At 66.3% G+C, this 16,981-nt stretch carries 18 protein-coding genes; 11 read left to right on the forward strand and 7 right to left on the reverse strand.

What is annotated here, in order from left to right:
* The first annotated feature begins 33 nt into the window (after window positions 1–33).
* Window positions 34–1,158: a hypothetical protein gene (locus tag ACO076_RS19410; protein ID WP_421724458.1), complete on the forward strand. Its 1,125-nt coding sequence runs from the start codon at window positions 34–36 to the stop codon at window positions 1,156–1,158.
* Window positions 1,159–1,212: 54 nt separating this feature from the next.
* Here the strand turns inward: ACO076_RS19410 and ACO076_RS19415 are convergent, their stop codons facing one another.
* Window positions 1,213–1,992: a DUF1499 domain-containing protein gene (locus ACO076_RS19415; protein WP_421724459.1), complete on the reverse strand. Its 780-nt coding sequence runs from the start codon at window positions 1,990–1,992 to the stop codon at window positions 1,213–1,215.
* 139 nt (window positions 1,993–2,131) lie between these two features.
* Between ACO076_RS19415 and ACO076_RS19420 the strand changes: the two genes are divergently transcribed.
* Together ACO076_RS19420 and ACO076_RS19425 are read left to right on the forward strand one after the other, a co-directional pair.
* Entirely contained in the window at window positions 2,132–2,578 is a 447-nt protein-coding gene (locus ACO076_RS19420; protein ID WP_421724460.1) for a DUF4870 family protein, read from the forward strand.
* 108 nt (window positions 2,579–2,686) lie between these two features.
* Window positions 2,687–2,872: a hypothetical protein gene (locus tag ACO076_RS19425; RefSeq protein WP_421724461.1), complete on the forward strand. Its 186-nt coding sequence runs from the start codon at window positions 2,687–2,689 to the stop codon at window positions 2,870–2,872.
* 227 nt (window positions 2,873–3,099) lie between these two features.
* Here the strand turns inward: ACO076_RS19425 and ACO076_RS19430 are convergent, their stop codons facing one another.
* On the reverse strand, window positions 3,100–3,972 hold the full coding sequence (locus ACO076_RS19430; RefSeq protein WP_421724462.1) for a YgfZ/GcvT domain-containing protein: 873 nt from the start codon (window positions 3,970–3,972) through the stop codon (window positions 3,100–3,102).
* Between the two features lie 73 nt (window positions 3,973–4,045).
* Here ACO076_RS19430 and ACO076_RS19435 point away from each other — a divergent pair, with 73 nt between their 5' ends.
* Entirely contained in the window at window positions 4,046–5,383 is a 1,338-nt protein-coding gene (locus ACO076_RS19435) for a dihydroorotase (RefSeq protein WP_421724463.1), read from the forward strand.
* A gap of 682 nt (window positions 5,384–6,065) precedes the next feature.
* On the opposite strand, the gene ACO076_RS19440 is transcribed toward ACO076_RS19435, so the two are convergent.
* The 4 genes from ACO076_RS19440 to ACO076_RS19455 form a co-directional block, all read right to left on the reverse strand.
* Window positions 6,066–6,764 carry a hypothetical protein gene (locus ACO076_RS19440; RefSeq protein WP_421724464.1) on the reverse strand — a complete coding sequence of 233 codons (699 nt, stop codon included), beginning with the start codon at window positions 6,762–6,764 and terminating at the stop codon, window positions 6,066–6,068.
* 86 nt (window positions 6,765–6,850) lie between these two features.
* On the reverse strand, window positions 6,851–7,123 hold the full coding sequence (locus tag ACO076_RS19445) for a hypothetical protein (RefSeq protein WP_421724465.1): 273 nt from the start codon (window positions 7,121–7,123) through the stop codon (window positions 6,851–6,853).
* 128 nt (window positions 7,124–7,251) lie between these two features.
* Window positions 7,252–7,665, reverse strand: a complete 414-nt coding sequence (locus ACO076_RS19450) for a TIGR02301 family protein (RefSeq protein ID WP_421724466.1) — start codon at window positions 7,663–7,665, stop codon at window positions 7,252–7,254.
* Between the two features lie 7 nt (window positions 7,666–7,672).
* Window positions 7,673–8,140 (reverse strand): NUDIX hydrolase, encoded by a 468-nt coding sequence (locus ACO076_RS19455; protein WP_421724467.1) that lies wholly within the window; start codon window positions 8,138–8,140, stop codon window positions 7,673–7,675.
* On the opposite strand from ACO076_RS19455, the gene ACO076_RS19460 reads away from it, so the two are divergent.
* The 6 genes from ACO076_RS19460 to ppdK all read left to right on the forward strand — a co-directional run bounded on the left by ACO076_RS19460 (window position 8,134) and on the right by ppdK (window position 15,633).
* The gene (locus ACO076_RS19460) at window positions 8,134–8,730 is read left to right on the forward strand and encodes a PH domain-containing protein (protein WP_421724468.1); all 597 of its coding nucleotides are present in this window, start codon (window positions 8,134–8,136) and stop codon (window positions 8,728–8,730) included. The two genes, ACO076_RS19455 and ACO076_RS19460, sit on opposite strands and share 7 nt — an antisense overlap.
* Window positions 8,731–8,743: 13 nt before the next feature.
* On the forward strand, window positions 8,744–9,424 hold the full coding sequence (locus ACO076_RS19465) for an SOS response-associated peptidase (protein WP_421724469.1): 681 nt from the start codon (window positions 8,744–8,746) through the stop codon (window positions 9,422–9,424).
* Window positions 9,425–9,835: 411 nt separating this feature from the next.
* Entirely contained in the window at window positions 9,836–10,450 is a 615-nt protein-coding gene (locus tag ACO076_RS19470; RefSeq protein ID WP_421724470.1) for a hydrolase, read from the forward strand.
* Between the two features lie 879 nt (window positions 10,451–11,329).
* Window positions 11,330–11,845: a tyrosine phosphatase family protein gene (locus ACO076_RS19475; protein WP_421724471.1), complete on the forward strand. Its 516-nt coding sequence runs from the start codon at window positions 11,330–11,332 to the stop codon at window positions 11,843–11,845.
* A 5-nt stretch (window positions 11,846–11,850) separates the two neighbouring features.
* Complete coding sequence (locus ACO076_RS19480) at window positions 11,851–12,852, forward strand: NUDIX hydrolase (protein WP_421724472.1); 1,002 nt, start codon at window positions 11,851–11,853, stop codon at window positions 12,850–12,852.
* A 99-nt stretch (window positions 12,853–12,951) separates the two neighbouring features.
* A complete protein-coding gene (gene ppdK, locus ACO076_RS19485; protein ID WP_421724473.1) occupies window positions 12,952–15,633 on the forward strand; it encodes a pyruvate, phosphate dikinase in 2,682 nt (893 codons plus the stop codon).
* Window positions 15,634–15,644: 11 nt separating this feature from the next.
* On the opposite strand, the gene ACO076_RS19490 is transcribed toward ppdK, so the two are convergent.
* Window positions 15,645–15,899, reverse strand: coding sequence for a hypothetical protein (locus ACO076_RS19490; RefSeq protein WP_421724474.1), 255 nt, complete (start codon window positions 15,897–15,899; stop codon window positions 15,645–15,647).
* 60 nt (window positions 15,900–15,959) lie between these two features.
* Between ACO076_RS19490 and ACO076_RS19495 the strand changes: the two genes are divergently transcribed.
* On the forward strand, window positions 15,960–16,886 hold the full coding sequence (locus ACO076_RS19495) for a CPBP family intramembrane glutamic endopeptidase (RefSeq protein WP_421724475.1): 927 nt from the start codon (window positions 15,960–15,962) through the stop codon (window positions 16,884–16,886).
* Window positions 16,887–16,981 lie beyond the last annotated feature (95 nt).

Below are 16,981 nucleotides of genomic sequence, written 5' to 3' on the forward strand. Positions count from 1 at the left end.
CTACCGCCTTTCCGGTTTATTGGAGACGTATAAATGCCGAAACTCAAGAAAGATACCTTCAACGACGACTTCATCTTCGCGCCTGTCATTTCGTACACCAAAGACGATCAGAAATGGACGATCCTGGATGATGTCGTTGCCGGGTCGACCGCGACGCCCGCCGTGTTCGGCGCCTTCAAGAAAAGCAAGCTGGTCAACAAGGGCGAGATCGTCAGTTACGCGGAAGACGACGCGGACCTGGGCACCGCCGTGCAGTTCACCGGCAACCGGTCGAAGATCATCAACGAAGCCGGCGCTGACATTGTTGGCCCGCGCGGCATCTTTATCGGCTCGATCTCGAATCCCGACAAAACCAAAGACGCAAAGATCGACAATCATGGCACGATCACCGGGACGATGGCTGATGCTGTCCTGGCCACCAGCAACATCAATCTCAAGGTCTACAACGACGGGAAGATCCTCAGCGCGAACAACGGCGTTTACGCTCTATCCGGTGAGTCCACGACGGTGGAGAACGCCGGCCTGATTTTCGGCAGGGCGGTTGGTGTGCTTCTCGCCGAAGCCGGCGGAACGAGCACAATCGTCAATCACGCCGGCGGGACGATCAAGGGCGCCAGCCAGGCGATCGATGTCGAAAGCGACGGGATGATGCTGACCAACGCGGGCAAGCTGGTCGGCATGGTCGACGGCACGGACGGCAAGGACAAGGTCGTCAACAAGGGCAAGATCAAGGGCGACGTCTATCTCAAAGACGGCAACGACACCTACAAGAACAAGGACGCCAAGGCCGGCCCCAAGATCCATTCCGGCGAGGGCAACGACAAGCTGGTCGCCGGAAACAGCAAGGATAAGTTCGTCTTCGACGCCGCTCCGGGTCCGGCCAACCTCGATACGATCAAGGGCTTCGAATCCGGCAAGGACAAGCTGTTTCTCGACAGCCTCCATTTCGCCGCCGTCACCGGTCCGGGACCGCTGGTGCAGTCCGAATTCCGCAAGGGGGCCACCGCCAAGGACGCCGACGATTACGTCCTCTACGACAAGGCGTCCGGCGCGCTTTACTACGACGAGGACGGCTTCGGCGGGACGCCCGAGGTCCAGATCGCCCAGTTCGATCCCGGCGACAAAGTGAAATACAGCGACTTCACCGTGATGGCATGAACGGCGGCGGCGCTTGTTCGCCCGACGCCGGACGCAACATGACCGGCCTCGCCCCTACTCCTCGCTGATCCCCTGCAGCGAGGCGTCGAGGTCGCGCAGGAACGCGCGGATGCGCTTGGCGTTGAGCCCGAGGTCGTGAGCGCCGTTGCGGGCGGCGGAGCGGATGTCGACCAGTGTCCCCTCCCCGTCCGGCGCGATCCGGATCACCACGTCCTGGCGAAACCCGAACACCGGCGTGGCGGCGACCGCCTCGATCCGGCCGCTGAGGTCGCCCTCCGCCGGCTGGCGCTCGCCGAGCACCCGCCAGTTGCGGGCAGCCACCACCGCGCGCGCATCGTCGAACACCCGCGCCGGCCCGACCGGATAGTGACGCGGAACGATGTCGGGATAACCGTCCTGGAGACGGGCGACGTCCTCGTCGTCGAACGTCGATGGCGCCCGTGTGTCTGGCGCGCGATCGGCGAGCGCCAGCATGAAAGGTGGCGGATCGTCGACATCGGTGGAGATGTCGTGGAGCTGGGGGTAGGCGGCGAGGTTCCAGGCGCCGATCGCCGGCAGCGCCAGCACCGCCACTCCGAGGAGCAGGCCGCGCACCGCCGGCCCCAGGCCCTTGCGGCCGTCGCGCCAGATCGCCTCCAGCGCGCCGAGCGCGGCGATCACCCCGAGGCCGGCAAGCGAGAAGCCGACGGCCAGCACCGTGAACGCCTGGGTCGCCGTCATCATGCCCGCCCGGTGGCCGATCGCGACGATGATCACCACCGGCACCGACACGAGCGACAAGCGCCAACTCCAGATCGCCAGCGCCGAGCGGCGCTCGCGTAACCGACCTGCCATCACGCTGTCCCATTAATCAGAGACGCTGAGCTATCGGCTCCGCGCCGGCCGTGCAAGCGCCATCGTGCGCCCGATTCCGCTTGCCAATGGCGAAGCCGAAGCCTACGTCGAAGAGAAGCGCAAGACGGGAGGTTGCTGGATGAGCACGCCAAACGACCCCGGTTCCGACCCGACGCCGCCGCCGTCCGACGAGCCCGGCCACCACCACGGGGACGAGACGCCGCTTGCCGAACAGCTTGGCGGCTTCATTTCGCCGGGCCGGCACAACGTTCTGCTGATCTACATTCTGTACCTGCTCGGTGCCGTTCCGTTCGCCGGCGCGGTTCCCGCGATCATCGGCTTCGTCATGGCCGTGTTGAACCGTGAGGACGCTGGCCCACTGGAAAGGAGTCATTACGAATATCAGGTTCGGCAGGGGCTGATGGGTCTTGCGTTCCTGATCGTCTCCTCGGTGCTGACGCTGCTGCTGATCGGCTTCCTTGGTTTGTTGGCGACCCTGATCTGGTGGATCGTGCGCTCGGTGAAGGGACTGATTGCGATCAATCACCACGAACCGATCGCCGATCCGAAGACCTGGTTGTGGTGACGGTCACACGTTGACTTTGTCTTCATCATTCCGCCGCAAACTCACGGAATGAGACTGGTGAACAGGTGGTTTATCCACCGGCCAGCCGTACGAGTTACGAGTAGACCCGTGACCCTTCCAAAGAACCCGATCGACCGCCGTCCCTTCCGTTCGAAGGCGGAATGCCAGCGCTCGGATGCGCTGCAGAACCAGTACCGCAATGTGGCGATCCCCGACGTGGTGGCAACGCTGCGCCGGCCTAAGCCGGCCCAAACCACACCGTCCCGGGCGGGCACCAACGCCAACCGGCGCTAGTGGCGCGAGTTTGACATTTGAATTCCGTGAGCCGCCTGGCTCGCGTTCCAATGTCAAATTCAAAAGCTCCACCGCGGTTCAATGTCTTAGGTCGGGCCGTCGACATTGTTGGCTGAGTCATGGGAGGTCCGTCGTGGATGACGACACCGCCTCCCCTCCTCCGGCAGGATTCCTCTGCGAAAATCGTCGCCGCGCCAACGCCCCTCTCCAGCGTCAGAGCCTTGTTGCTATTCCGCCGCATCCGCGCCGGGCCAGGCGAAGGTCGCCCAGGGCGGGATAGTGAGGGTCACGGGCGTCGTATCGGTGAGGATCGCCGTGCCGGCGTCCATCGCTTCCTTGGCCCGGTCGAGGCGGACCATGACGAGACCCGTGTCGCCGGCGGTGGAGGCGAGGGTGCCGATCGCGCGGCCGTCGGCGGTGAGGTCGGTGCCACTGGCCGGCAGCGGCGCGCCCGCGACCATGATGATCCGGCGCCGGGCGGTGCCGCGGTGCTTCATCCGCGAGACCACCTCCTGGCCGACGAAACAGCCTTTGTCGAAGTCGACGCCGTGGAGCTGATCCATATCGACATCGTGCGGGAACACCGCGCCGAAGGCGTAGTCGATACCGCCTTCGGGAACGCCGAGGGCGATGCGGTGGCGATCGTAGTCGGCCGCGTCGCTGGCGGTGAAGCCGGGGACCGCGCCGTCGGTTTCGGTGACCAGCACCCGTCCGCCGAGGGCGGCGAGCCGCGGGTCGGCGGCGGCGAGATCGACCGGGATATCGGCGGCGCCGTCGCCCCAGACGGCAACGACATCGTAGGTGTCGGAGACATCGTCGAAGGTGACCTTGGCGCGCAGCCGGAACAGGGTTAGCCGCTGGACCGCCGCGGGGATCTGATCGCGCGCCATATCGAGCAGGTAGCGCTCGCCGTCGGAGAAGACGATGAAGTCGAACAGCACCTTGCCTTGCGGGCTGAGCAGCCCGGCGAAGACCGCGGCGCCCGGCGCGGCCGCGTCAACGTCCACGGTGAGCAGGCCGTCGAGGAAGTTCTTGGCCTCCGGGCCGCCGACGGCGAGGACACCGCGTCGATCGAGCACTGCCATGCGGCTATTGGACATCGTTGGCGCTCCAGCGCTTGCGTCATATCGGTCGGTTACGTAATCCGGGGGCATTCGCCTCGCAAGGACCGACATGACCGAAACCTTTGACGTTGCCTTCACCGGCGGGACCGTGGTCAACCAGGACGGCGCAGCAGACCGCGACATCGGCGTCCGCGATGGCCGCATCGCCGCGATCGGCGCCATCGATGCGGGAGCCGCCGGCGAGGCCGTGGATTGTACGGGTCTCACCATCCTGCCCGGCGTGATCGACACCCAGGTGCACTTCCGCGAGCCGGGGGCCGAACACAAGGAAGACCTGGAGTCGGGATCGCGCGCGGCGGTGATGGGCGGTGTGACCGCCGTGTTCGAGATGCCCAACACCAATCCGCTGACGGTGACGGCTGAAGCGCTGGCCGACAAGCTTGACCGGGCGCGGAGCCGGATGCACTGCGACTTCGCCTTCTTCGTCGGCGGCACCCACGCCAATGTCGACGACATCGCCGAACTGGAGCGCTTGCCGGGTGCGGCCGGCATCAAGATTTTCATGGGCTCGTCGACCGGCGACCTGCTGGTTCCCGACGACGAGGGCCTCAAGGCGATCCTGGCGAAGACCCGCCGGCGGGTCTCGGTTCACGCCGAGGACGAGCCGCGGCTGATCGAGCGCACCGGCCATCGCGGCGCCGGCGATCCGTCGACCCACCCCATCTGGCGCGACGAGACCGCGGCGCTGCGGGCCACCGAGCGGCTGGTCGGTCTTGCGCTGGAGACGGGCGCGCGGATCAACCTGTTGCACGTATCGACGGCCGAAGAGATCGACTTCATCCGCGCCTACAAGGACAACGCCACCGTTGAGCTGACGCCGCAGCATCTCTCCTTCCACGCCGAGCACTATGACGACCTCGGCAGCCGGCTGCAGATGAACCCGCCGATCCGCGGCGCGCGGCATCAGGACCGGTTGTGGTGGGGGCTCGGCCAGGGGATCGCCGACCTGATCGGCTCCGACCACGCGCCGCATACGCTGGAGGAGAAGGCGCAGGCATATCCCGACTCGCCGTCGGGGATGCCCGGGGTGCAGACCTTGGTGCCGGTGATGCTCGATCATGTGGCGAACGGGCGGCTGACGCTGGCCCGCTTCGTCGACCTCACCTCGGCCGGGCCACAGCGGGTGTTCAACATCGCCGGCAAGGGCCGTATCGCGGTCGGCTACGACGCCGACCTCACGATCGTCGACCTCAACCGCCGCGAGACGATCACAGATGCCTGGTCCGCCTCGCGCTGCGGCTGGACGCCCTATGCCGGACGGACGGTGACCGGCTGGCCGGTGGGCACCGTGGTGCGCGGCCGCCGCGTGATGTGGGAGGGGGAACTGACCACGCCGTCCTCCGGCGCCGCGGTCCGCTTCGGCGAAGCCCTGCCGCGGTTGGCGTAGGGCGGGCTTCTCCCGCTCGCGCAAACGCTCCTCTCCACCCTTGCGGGGGAGATGGCGGAGCTTGGTCTCGCGAAGCGGGCCTTAGCGGAACCAGAGGGGGGTGCGACGCGGCGCGCGTCCGGCGCTCGCGCGCGGCACTGAGATCTCACCACCCTCGTCCTCTGGTCAAGCCAGAGGACGACGCGGAGTAGGTTTGCCTGCCGCACGAGGGCGACGGGCCCGAGCCTTGAATAGCCCCCGGCCGGGTCGGGCCGGGGCGCGAGCCCGAGACGCGGGCCGGGCAGGTCGCCGCTCTCCCTCTCCCCTGGTGGGAGAGGGCAGATTTGCCTTGGCGAGGGAGGAGCTTAGGCAAACCGGGTGAGGGGTGAGACCCATGATGCGTCTCGATCCCGAGGACACCCCTCACCAAGCTCGGCTAAGCCGGCTCTGCCGCCAAGCCTCACTATCCTCTCCCGCCGGGAGAGGATGCCGGCCGCTTGCGTGCCCTGTGCCGCCAACGCCGCGAGCCAAGCGCGATCACGACCGGCTCCCTCATTGGGCCCGGATCGTCCAAGGAACCGAGGGGCGCGTCGTGATATGGGAGCCGGACTCGAAAGAAGTTTAGTCAGCGGCCATCTCAACGCGCCTGCTGAGCCTGTCGCCCCGTGACCTCAAGAAATCGATCGACACGCCGGCCTGACCGTCACTCGCTGGTGAGGAAGTAGCGCCAGGTGCCGTCCGGGGTCAGGCCGACCCGGTAGGACAGGTAGGTGCCGTAGACCTGCATATCGTCGTAGTCGCCGGGGTAGACGATCTTCAGGAGTTCGACGATCTGCGGTCCGGTGAGCAGCTCGACCGGGTAGTGGGCGAAATAGGGCCACACATACATCTCGTCCGGCGTGCCCTCGCCGACATGGACGTAGCCGGCCTCTAGCATCTCGGCGAGCACCGCCAGAATCTCGCGACCCTCCGGGTCGGCGGAGATCGACTTGAGGTAGGCAATGGGGTCGCCGATATCGTTGTAGCTGAACGCGGGCGGCTCTTCATTGGCGTCGATAATCGGCCGGAGCCGCTCCGGATCGCCGGAGTTGGCGGCCTCGAGAATCTGTTCGCGCAGGCGCCGGACGGGGGTCGGAAGTGTGTCGGTATCGTAGCGAACCGTCGGCGCGACCGGCGGCTCGTCCGGGATGTCGATGGCGGTGTCGTCCTCCGGCGGTTCGGCCGGGGCCGCGGGCCGATCGAGCAGGTCGTCGGCGGGGATTTGCGGCATCAGGTCGCCATCCGGCGCGCCCGGTTTGCTCAGCGGCTCGATCGCTTCAAGATCAGGGCCGGTAACGGCGTAAGCCGCACTCGGCGTCAGGCCGAGGCCGGCAACAAGACCCAGCAAGGCGCTCCGGCGCATCGCTCCCCTCCCGCGCGGCTACCCCGCCCGGTTGGTAGTCTAGTGGTCCGACTCTATCCGAAGCAATGCGCGAAACTGCGCGCGCCTTACTGGACCGCCCGCTGCGGCGAGAACTCGAACGCCTGAATCCGGGAAGGGAATGTCGCCGCCAACTCGGCGACGGCGTCCTCGCCGTAGATCGCGATCAGATCGGAGAAGGCGTAGAACAGCGCGGCGTGGGCGAGGATCTCGGGCTCGACCCCTTCCGCCGCAGCTTCGTCCCACGCTTCGCACAGATAGTTGAGCGCCAGCCGCTTCTTCTCGGCAATCGCGCGGTCGTCCGCAGGCGCCGCTGCCTCGGACGCGGGGGTCGATGTCATGAGTGGCCATCCAAAACAAAAGGTTAACGAGTCGCGACGCTAACACGTCAAATGCCCGGCATCAGCCGTATCGTGAAGAAAAGGTTAACGGCATCTTAAGATCCTCGCCGGTCCGGGTAAGGATTTGTTTACTCTTGCCGGCCGTAGCGGGCGACGATGTCGCGGGCGATGCGCTGGCCTTCGTCCATGTAGCGATCGATTGCCAGAGCCGCGGCCGGGGTGCAGTTCCGGTAGACCGCGCTGAACCCGCCATAGCCGCGGTTGAAGCGATCGACGAAGCGGGTGCGCCGCACCGGGTCGGCCTCCTCGGCGTCGATCAGCGCCTGCATCTCGTCCCGCCACAGGCTGCCCTCGTCGCTGTCGCAGAGTTCGCGGAGATAATGCAGGGCGCCGAGGATCTCCGACAGCCGCAGAAGCTGGTCATCATAAGGCGGCGGCGGGATGTCCGGCGCCGGCGCTTCGGCCTCCTGGGCGGTGCCGCCGGTTGCCGCGGCGACGGTGACAAGGGCTGCCAGCACGATGGCAACGATAGGCTTCGGCAAGGCTGGCTCACTCCTCGGGGCGATGGGCCGATGGTGGGACAAATCCGGTGTCGGCCAGAATACGCGCCGTATCGGCGGTCACCGTCAAGTCGGCGAGGTCGCCGGGTGTGAACCAGCGTGCATCGGCGGCGTCGTCACCGGCGCGAAGATCGCCGGCGGTCGCACGGCCGGCAAACACGATGATGACGAAGTGCTTGCCGACACCGGTGTCTTCGTCGTCGAGGCGGATCTCGGCGCGATCGATCTGGCGGTCGATGACCACGGTGAGGCCAGTCTCCTCGCGGACCTCGCGGGCGGCGGCATCGACCAGCAGTTCGCCAAAGCGGACCTCACCGCCCGGAAACGCCCACTGGTGACGCAGTGGCGGCTTAGCTCTGCGAACGAGGAGGACGCGGCCGTCTTCGATGATGCAGACGCTCACACCGAGGACGGGACCGGAGGGCGCAGTCGGCTCAGGCGAGGCATCCGGTGGCATCGCCGCACCCTACTGCCACGCCCGTCCGACGCAAGCGGGCGGTTGTCGACGCCTCCGGTTGCGGCTACGAGGCGAGGGATGTGTGGACGCTTTCTTTTCACAGCGAGAAACGATGGAGCGACGCCGCGGTGGTGACCTATCTGGAAAGAGCGCTACGTCCCGGCGAGACGGTGATTTATCGCGCCCAGCTGACACCCTTCATTTATGCCAACGGACTGTTTGCGGCGGCCTTCGCGGTACCGGTGTTTGTATTCGGAATGTCTTTGCCCGATGCCGCCTCGGAAGCTCCATTCCTGATGGCGGCCGCTCCCCTTTTCATCGGTGTGGTTTTGCTTGTCGGCGCATTCGTGGCCCGAGTCACGACCGAGATCGCAGTTACAGATCAGCGGATCATCCTGAAGCGCGGTCTGGTTCGGCGAGATACGGTGGAGATGAATGTCGGCAAGGTCGAGAGCGTCGACATTCGCCAGTCAGTGCTGGGACGAATTTTCAATTTCGGAACTGTTCTGGTTCGCGGAACGGGTGCAGGCCTCGCGCCGCTGAGATACGTCGAAGATCCACTCGCGCTGCGATCAGCCATAACCAACTGAAGCAAGACCGCCGATGTGTGGACGCTTTCTCCTGATCGCCACGCCGGACGAAGTCGCGGCGCTGTTGGGGTACCTCGACGGCGAGTGGTTTCCGCCGCGCTATAACATCGCGCCGACCCAGCCGATCGCCATCGTCCGCAGGGTCAACGGCGCGCGACGGTTCGCGCTGGTGCGCTGGGGGCTGGTACCGGGCTGGGTCGAGGATCCGCGGCGGTTCTCGCTGCTGATCAACGCGCGGGCCGAGGGCATCGGCGAGAAGCCGGCGTTCAAGGGAGCCTTCCGCCACCGGCGATGTCTGATCCCGGCGAGCGGCTTTTACGAATGGCGGGGCAGCAAAGGCAGTGCCCGCCAGCCTCATCTCCTTCGCCGTACCGACCAGGCGCCGTTCGCGTTTGCCGGCTTGTGGGAAAGCTGGCTTGGCCGCGATGGCAGCGAGATCGACAGCGCGACGATCATCACAGTCGCGGCCCGTGGTGAACCCGCCCGCATCCACGACCGGATGCCGTTGATCCTCGGACCGGAAAGTTACGACACCTGGCTCGGTGGCGACGACCACCGACCGCCGGACCTGCATCCGTTGATCGAGGCCGCGCCGATCGGGTCGTTGGAGTCGTTCGCGGTCGGCACGCGCGTCAACAGCGTCGACAATGACGGGCCTGACCTGATCGAGCCGCCGGCGCCGACGCTGTTCTAGTGGAACGAATTTGACATTTGAGTCCCATGTGCGGCCAAGCTCTCGCTCAAATGTCGAATTCAAAAGTTCCACTAGAAACATAGACTTGCTAGTGGTTCTTATGACTTCGACATTTGCCTGAGCGGGTGTTGCAAGGGGTAGCAAATGTCGGAGTCGAACCACTAGCGCCGGACATCGGCCATCCACGTCTTGTCGATGGGCTCGTCCGCGCTCTCACCAACGGTGTTCGCGTGGATGCGCGGATCAAGTCCCCACATGACGTCGGTGGAGGGCGTGGCCGTCAAGCGCACACCGCGTCGTGACCGGATCGGCGCTGGGCCGACTGTAGCGTCGGCGGGAAAGCCCAATAGCCCAAACCCAGGCGAATCGGCGACACTGAGGCCGAGACGACACGCGCCACCGGATTCGCCGATGCCCGACCGTCCCCGAGCCCCGCCCCGCGCCTGGCAGCGCATGCTCTCCGGGCGGCGCCTCGACCTCCTCGACCCATCGCCGCTCGATGTCGAGATCACCGACATCGCCCACGGCCTCGCCCGGGTCGCCCGCTGGAACGGCCAGACCGTCGGCCGCAACGCCTATTCGGTCGCGCAACACACCCTGCTGGTCGACCAGATCGTCGAGGCGACCGATCCCGACCTCGGCGCCAAAGCGCGGCTCGCCGTGATGCTCCACGATGCGCCCGAATACGTGATCGGCGACCTGATCTCGCCGTTCAAGGCGCTGCTCGGCGGCCGCTACCAAGAGATCGAGGCCCGGCTGCTCACCGCAATCCACCGCCGGTTCGGCGTCAAGACGCCGTTGCCGGCCCGGCTTCAGGCGAAGATCAAGGCCGGCGACCGTACTGCCGCCTACTACGAGGCAATCACGCTCGCCGGCTTCACCGACACGGAAGCGCGGCGCTATTTCGGCCGGCCGCGCGGCCCCAACCCGGCCGATCTCGACCTCGAACCCTGGCCGGCGGTGCTCGCCGAGCGGCGCTTCCTCAAGCGCTTCAATACGCTCGCCAAGCGGGCGGATCGCGGCTGATCCGGTACTACCAACCGCCGATCTTGCTCCTTGCGGATTCCTCTGCGGAAGCTGGTTTGGCATTTTGGGAGGACGCATGCGGCGGTTGCGGCGGCTAAGCCGAGCCTGGTGAAGGAGTTGAAGGCGACCGTCGAACGCACACCCCACCTCCTCATGCTGAGAGCCTGCCCCCGACCCGATCGGGGGAGACCCGGCGGAGCCGGGGCCTCGAAGCACGCACATCCCATAGACGAAGCGCCATCTCCGCGCCGGGTGGAGGCTGTCTCGCGAGAGGCGAAATGGCGTCGTGCGTCTTTCGAGGCTCGCCCGCTTATACGGTCTCGCACCTCAAGATGAGGGCGATTGCGTTTGGTCCAAAGGGTGCGTTTGCATGCGGCGAGGACTTCAGTAGGGGAATCAAAGGGGGGAGGGAACCCAACTTCATCGACGTCGCCACATACCAGAGAAAGCCGCCGCGGGCTCACCCACGCCCCGTCGTCCTCTGGCTTGACCAGAGGACCCATCGAAACCTTTGCTCCGATACAGAATGGTTGTGAACACCTCCGGCATGTCACTGCCCAGCCATGTGCCGCGGATACCGGTCCTCTGGTCAAGCCAGAGGACGACGCGGAGTGGTAGTGACACGGCCACGCCCGCCATGGACGTCATGCGCGGACTTGATCCGCGCATCCACGCGAACACCACCAATGGGGGACCGCACAGCGGTCGTGAAGACGTGGACGGCCGGAACTGATCCCGGATCAAGCTCGGGGACGGCCATGACGGTGGTGCTTGTACCTGACCCTCCGTCGCAGCCTCCCCCCCAACACGCCGGGCCCCAAAATCGAACAACGCTGTATACTCGCCGCGCGAACCGCACCCGCCACCCGGATTCGACCGATGCCGCATGTTCATGTCTGCCCCCTGTCGCAACTCGCCGAGACGGTCGCGGTGTCCGGCGCGAGCCATCTGATCAGCATCGTCAACGAAGGCACGCCGGTCGACCGCCCGGCCGCGATTCCCGAAGCCAATCATCTGTTCATCGGCGTCAACGACATCGTCGAGCCGGCGGAGGGGATGACCGCCCCGGAAACCGAACACGTCGGGGAACTGATCGCCTTCATCAAAAACTGGCCCGCCGCCCGGCCGCTAGTGGTCCATTGCTATGCCGGCATCAGCCGGTCGACCGCTGGTGCCTTCATCGCGCTCTGCGCCGCCCGGCCCGATCGCGACGAGATGGCCACAGCGCGGCGGCTTCGCGAGGCGGCACCGACGGCGACCCCCAACATCCGCATCGTCGCCCTTGCCGACACCCTGCTCGACCGCGACGGCCGCATGGTCCGGGCGGTGCAAGCGATCGGCCGCGGCGAACTCGCCTTCGAGGGCACGCCCTTCGCCCTGCCGCTGGAAGACTAGAGCCCGTGGATCAGGTCGCCCGCCCCCCGATCGAGATCGGCTTGACCGCGGCGATCGTCACGGTCGACGACCAGCAGCCGCTGATCCTGGTGGTCGCCGGCGTCAACGGCGACGATGGCGGCGACACCCCCGACGGCCTGCCGTTCGGGCCGTTCGATCCGATCACGCACCGCACGTTGGAGATGGGCCTACGCGCCTGGGTCGCCGAACAGACCACGCTGAAGCTCGGCTATGTCGAGCAGCTCTACACCTTCGGTGATCGCGGCCGCCACGCCCATCCGGGCGACCGCGGCCCCCACCTCGTCTCGGTCGGCTATCTGGCATTGACCCGCCCCGACCCCAACGCGGCGGAAGCCCTGGCGCTGACAGGTGCACGCTGGCGGCGCTGGTACGATTTCTTCCCGTGGGAGGATTGGCGCGACGGCCGCCCGGCATTGCTCGACAAGGTCGTCCTGCCGGCGCTGAGGCGCTGGGCCCGGCGACCGGCCGCCGGCAGCGTTGGTCGCCGGGGCCTCGGACCGCAGGAGCGCATCCGCCTCGCCTTTGGCGACAAGGGCGGGCGCTGGGACGAGGAGCGCATCCTCGACCGGTACGAGCTGCTCTACGAAGCCGCCCTCGTCGCCGAGGCCCGACGCGACGGCCGCACCCCGGCCGACGGCGCGCCGCCACCCTCCGCCTTCGGCGCCTCGATGCGCTTCGACCACCGTCGCATCCTCGCCACGGCGATCGCGCGGCTGCGGGCCAAGCTGAAATACCGGCCGGTGGTGTTCGAGCTGATGGGGCGCGAGTTCACCCTCACTGACCTGCAGCGCACCGTCGAGGCGATTTCCGGCCGTCACCTCCACAAGCAGAATTTCCGCCGGCTGGTCGAGGCCGCCACCCTGGTCGAGCCGACCGGCACCGCCGCGCCGCCGAAGCGCGGCCGCCCCGCCGCCCTGTTCCGATTCCGCCGCGAAGTGCTGAAAGAACGCCCGGCTCCGGGCCTCCGGGTCGGATCGCGGTCATAATTCCCGCCTAACACACCGCCTGCGGCAAGCGACCATATTGCGCCGCATCAATGGCGGCGGCTACCTGACGTCGCATCATCTCCCGGGCAGGAGGGATCGATGACCAAATGGGTCTACAGCTTTGGCGGGGGCTCGGCTGATGGCAACGCCGAGATGCGCGAGTTGCTCGGCGGCAAGGGCGCCAACCTTGCCGAGATGGCAAGCCTTGGCCTGCCGGTACCGCCGGGCTTCACGCTCACCACCGAAGTCTGCACCTATTTCTACGCCAAGGACCGGACCTATCCCGAGCACCTGATCGCCCAGGTAAACGAAGCGCTCAGGGCCGTCGAGGAGCATACCGGGCGCCGCTTCGGCGACGAGACCATGCCGCTGCTCGTCTCGGTGCGCTCCGGCGCCCGCGCCTCGATGCCGGGGATGATGGACACCGTCCTCAATCTCGGCCTCAACGACCGCACCGTCGAAGCGTTTGCGTCCAGCGTCGACAAGCGCTTCGCCTACGATTCCTATCGCCGCTTCATCCAGATGTATGCCGACGTCGTCCTCGGCGTCGACGGCCGTCATTTCGAGGAGCGGCTGGAGGACTTCAAGGACGAGCGCGGCTACAGCCTCGATACCGATCTCTCCGGCGACGACTGGGCCGAACTGGTCCGCGACTACGAGGTCATCGTCGAGCGGGAAAAGGGCGCGCCGTTCCCGCAGAACCCGAACGAGCAGCTCTGGGGCGCAATCGGCGCCGTGTTCGAGTCGTGGATGACCCCGCGGGCGATCACCTATCGGCGGCTCCACGCTCTGCCGGAGAGCTGGGGCACCGCCGTCAATGTCCAGGCGATGGTGTTCGGCAATATGGGCGACACCTCGGCCACCGGCGTCGCCTTCACCCGCAATCCCTCGACCGGCGACAAGGCGCTCTATGGTGAGTATCTGATCAACGCCCAGGGCGAGGACGTGGTCGCCGGCATCCGCACCCCGCGCGACCTGACCGAGGCGGCGCGGGTCGCCTCCGGCTCCGACCAGCCGTCGCTGGAAACCGCGATGCCCGACGCCTTCTGGGGCTTCAACACGATCTGCGAGACGCTCGAGAAGCACTACCGCGACATGCAGGATGTCGAGTTCACCGTCGAGCGCGGCAAGCTGTGGATCCTGCAGACCCGCAACGGCAAGCGCACCGGCCGCGCCGCGTTGAAGATCGCCGTCGAGATGGCCGAGGAAGGGCTGATCAGCGCCGACGAGGCGGTGCTGATGGTCGATCCGGCCTCCCTCGACCAGTTGCTCCATCCGACCATCGCCCCTGACGCCGAACGCGATCTGATTGCCACCGGCCTGCCCGCCTCGCCGGGCGCCGCATCCGGCGAGATCGTCTTCTCCGCCGACGAGGCGGAAACCGCCGCCGGCCAGGGCAAGAAGGTGGTGCTGGTCCGGGTCGAGACCAGCCCCGAGGACATCCACGGCATGCACGCGGCGGAAGCCATCCTCACCACCCGCGGCGGCATGACCAGCCACGCCGCGGTGGTCGCCCGCGGCATGGGTAAGCCGTGCGTCTCCGGCGCCGGCAGCTTGCGGGTCGACTACCGCACCGAGACCGTGAACGCCGGCGGACGCACCCTCGCCAAGGGCGATGTCGTGACCATCGACGGCGGCACCGGTCAAGTGCTCGCCGGCGCGGTCGCCATGCGCCAGCCGGAACTCTCCGGCGATTTCGGCAAGCTGATGGAGTGGGCCGATCAGGCCCGGCGCATGAAGGTGCGCGCCAATGCCGAGACTCCAACCGACGCGCGCGCCGCCCGCTCGTTCGGCGCCGAAGGGATTGGGCTCTGCCGTACCGAGCACATGTTCTTCCAGGACGACCGCATCGTCGCCGTGCGCGAGATGATCCTCGCCGGCGACGAGATCGGTCGCCGTACCGCGCTCGCCAAGCTGCTGCCGATGCAGCGCGCCGACTTCACCGCGCTGTTCGAGATCATGAAGGGCGAGCCAGTCACCATCCGCCTGCTCGATCCGCCGCTCCACGAGTTCCTGCCCCATACCGATGAGGAAATCGCCGAGGTCGCCGCGGCGATGAAGGTGGAACCGGAGCGGCTGCGCGAGCGGGCGCTGGCGCTGCGCGAATTCAACCCGATGCTCGGCCACCGCGGTTGCCGGCTGGCGATCACCTATCCGGAGATCGCCGAGACCCAGGCGCGCGCCATCTTCGAGGCCGCCGCCGATATCGCCGCCGCCACCGGCGAGACCATATCGCCGGAGATCATGGTGCCCCTCGTCGCCACCGCCGCGGAACTCGACCAGGTCAAGGCGATGGTCGAGAAGGCCGCCGACGCCATTGAGGAGGAGCGCGCTGCCCGGCCCGACTACACCATCGGCACGATGATCGAACTGCCCCGCGCCGCGCTGCAGGCCGACCGGATCGCGGCGACCGCCGAGTTCTTCTCCTTCGGCACCAACGACCTGACCCAGACCACCTTCGGCTTCTCCCGCGACGATACTGCCTCGCTGCTCGCCGCCTATGCCGCCGCCAACATCCTGCCGGCCGATCCGTTCGTCACTATTGACCGCGACGGGGTCGGCGAGTTGGTCCAGATCGCCGCCGAGCGCGGCCGCGACACCCGCCCCGGCATCAAGCTCGGCATCTGCGGCGAGCATGGCGGCGACCCGGCGACCATCGCCTTTTGCGAGGAAGTCGGCCTCGACTACGTGTCTTGCTCGCCGTTCCGGGTACCGATCGCCCGCCTCGCCGCCGCGCAAGCCGCGCTCCGCCACGGCGAGGCCGCCCCACCGGAGGATTGAGGGGCGGCGGTTCAGTCCGACTTGCGAGCCAAGGTCGACCAGTCCGGCTTGGCCAACCACGTCTCCCGGCCGGCCAAGGGCTCATACCGGAAGTCAAGCCTGGCGATCACCTCGAAGTCGTCCTCGTCCTGATGGAGGACGACTTTGTCACCGACCGATAGGCCGAGTCCCTCGACGCGTTTCTCAAGGGGCTCGCCATCGTAGGCTAAGATCCAGTGTTCATCTTCACCGTTGGCGTCATTGAAGTCCGCGTAGATCCTTATCAAGCCGTCTCTCACTCTCGTTTCTTGCGAACTGCCTACTCAGCACACAACCCAGGTGATAGGTTGGCGCGTGGGCGCGCCACGCCGGCCGGCCCGGTTCTTGCTGCCTACGCCCTGATGAAGATCCCATCGATTCCCAACACCACGATCGGCACGGCCTACGGTTCTATTCCGATCTGGCATATGCTCGTCGCCGTCGCTGCTGTCGTGGCGACGATGATACTTGTCGCACGCAGCATTTACTGGGGACTATATATATCCGAGCCACCGCGTGTCGCGCTGATATCGGCGTTCTTCGATTTACTTATGTTTCTGTTGTTCTTTGTTTATCTTTTCTTGGAAGTCCGGACTCGTGGTTTCTCAATAAATCTGTGGGATCCGCTCCGCAAGGCGCGACCGTCCGCTCACTTGGTTGTCATTACACTTTCTCTCCTTTGTCTTTCTTTCTCGACTGGGAGTCTGTTTGAGCTACTGGACTTCGATCCATCCCTGATTCCCTTCGACGAGGATGACCGCAACTTCGTCTGGCGGAGCACCGAGTCGGCTTATGTCATTGCGAGTGTCCTGAATCTGATGACGCTGGTGATTGCCGCACCGCTGGTGGAAGAACTGTTCTTTCGCGGCTTCCTGTTCGGCCGGTTGCGGACGCGGCTCTCGACCTGGATGTCGGTCGCGATCGTTTCGCTTTCCTTCGCGGTCCTTCATCCGCATGTGGTTGGGTCGGCGGTGTTCAGCGTCGTCACCTGCCTGATGGTCATCCGATCAGGCAAACTGACGGGCGTCTTTGTCGTTCACGCCCTCAACAATGGGGTCATTGCCCTCCTCATGGTGTATTGGGCGCTCGGCCTTGAGGAGTCGTTGTTCTCCCTTGATTTCCTCAATCCGTCCTGGCCATTGGTTGTGATCGGTGGCGGCCTGGGGATCGCCGGCCTCTACGCCTCACGATCTTTGTTCGTGGGGCCGAAATACGTGGCCGGAAGAGCTGCGTGAGCGCTCCCTCCCGGTGTCCCTGGCACAAGGTGGCCGCACGCTAACATCACCCGGTCTGGCCCGCCGCCCGCCGCCTCACCGTGGAAGGACTGTAC

The sequence above is a fragment of the Bauldia sp. genome (genome assembly GCF_965232525.1).
Lineage (GTDB): Bacteria > Pseudomonadota > Alphaproteobacteria > Rhizobiales > Kaistiaceae > Bauldia.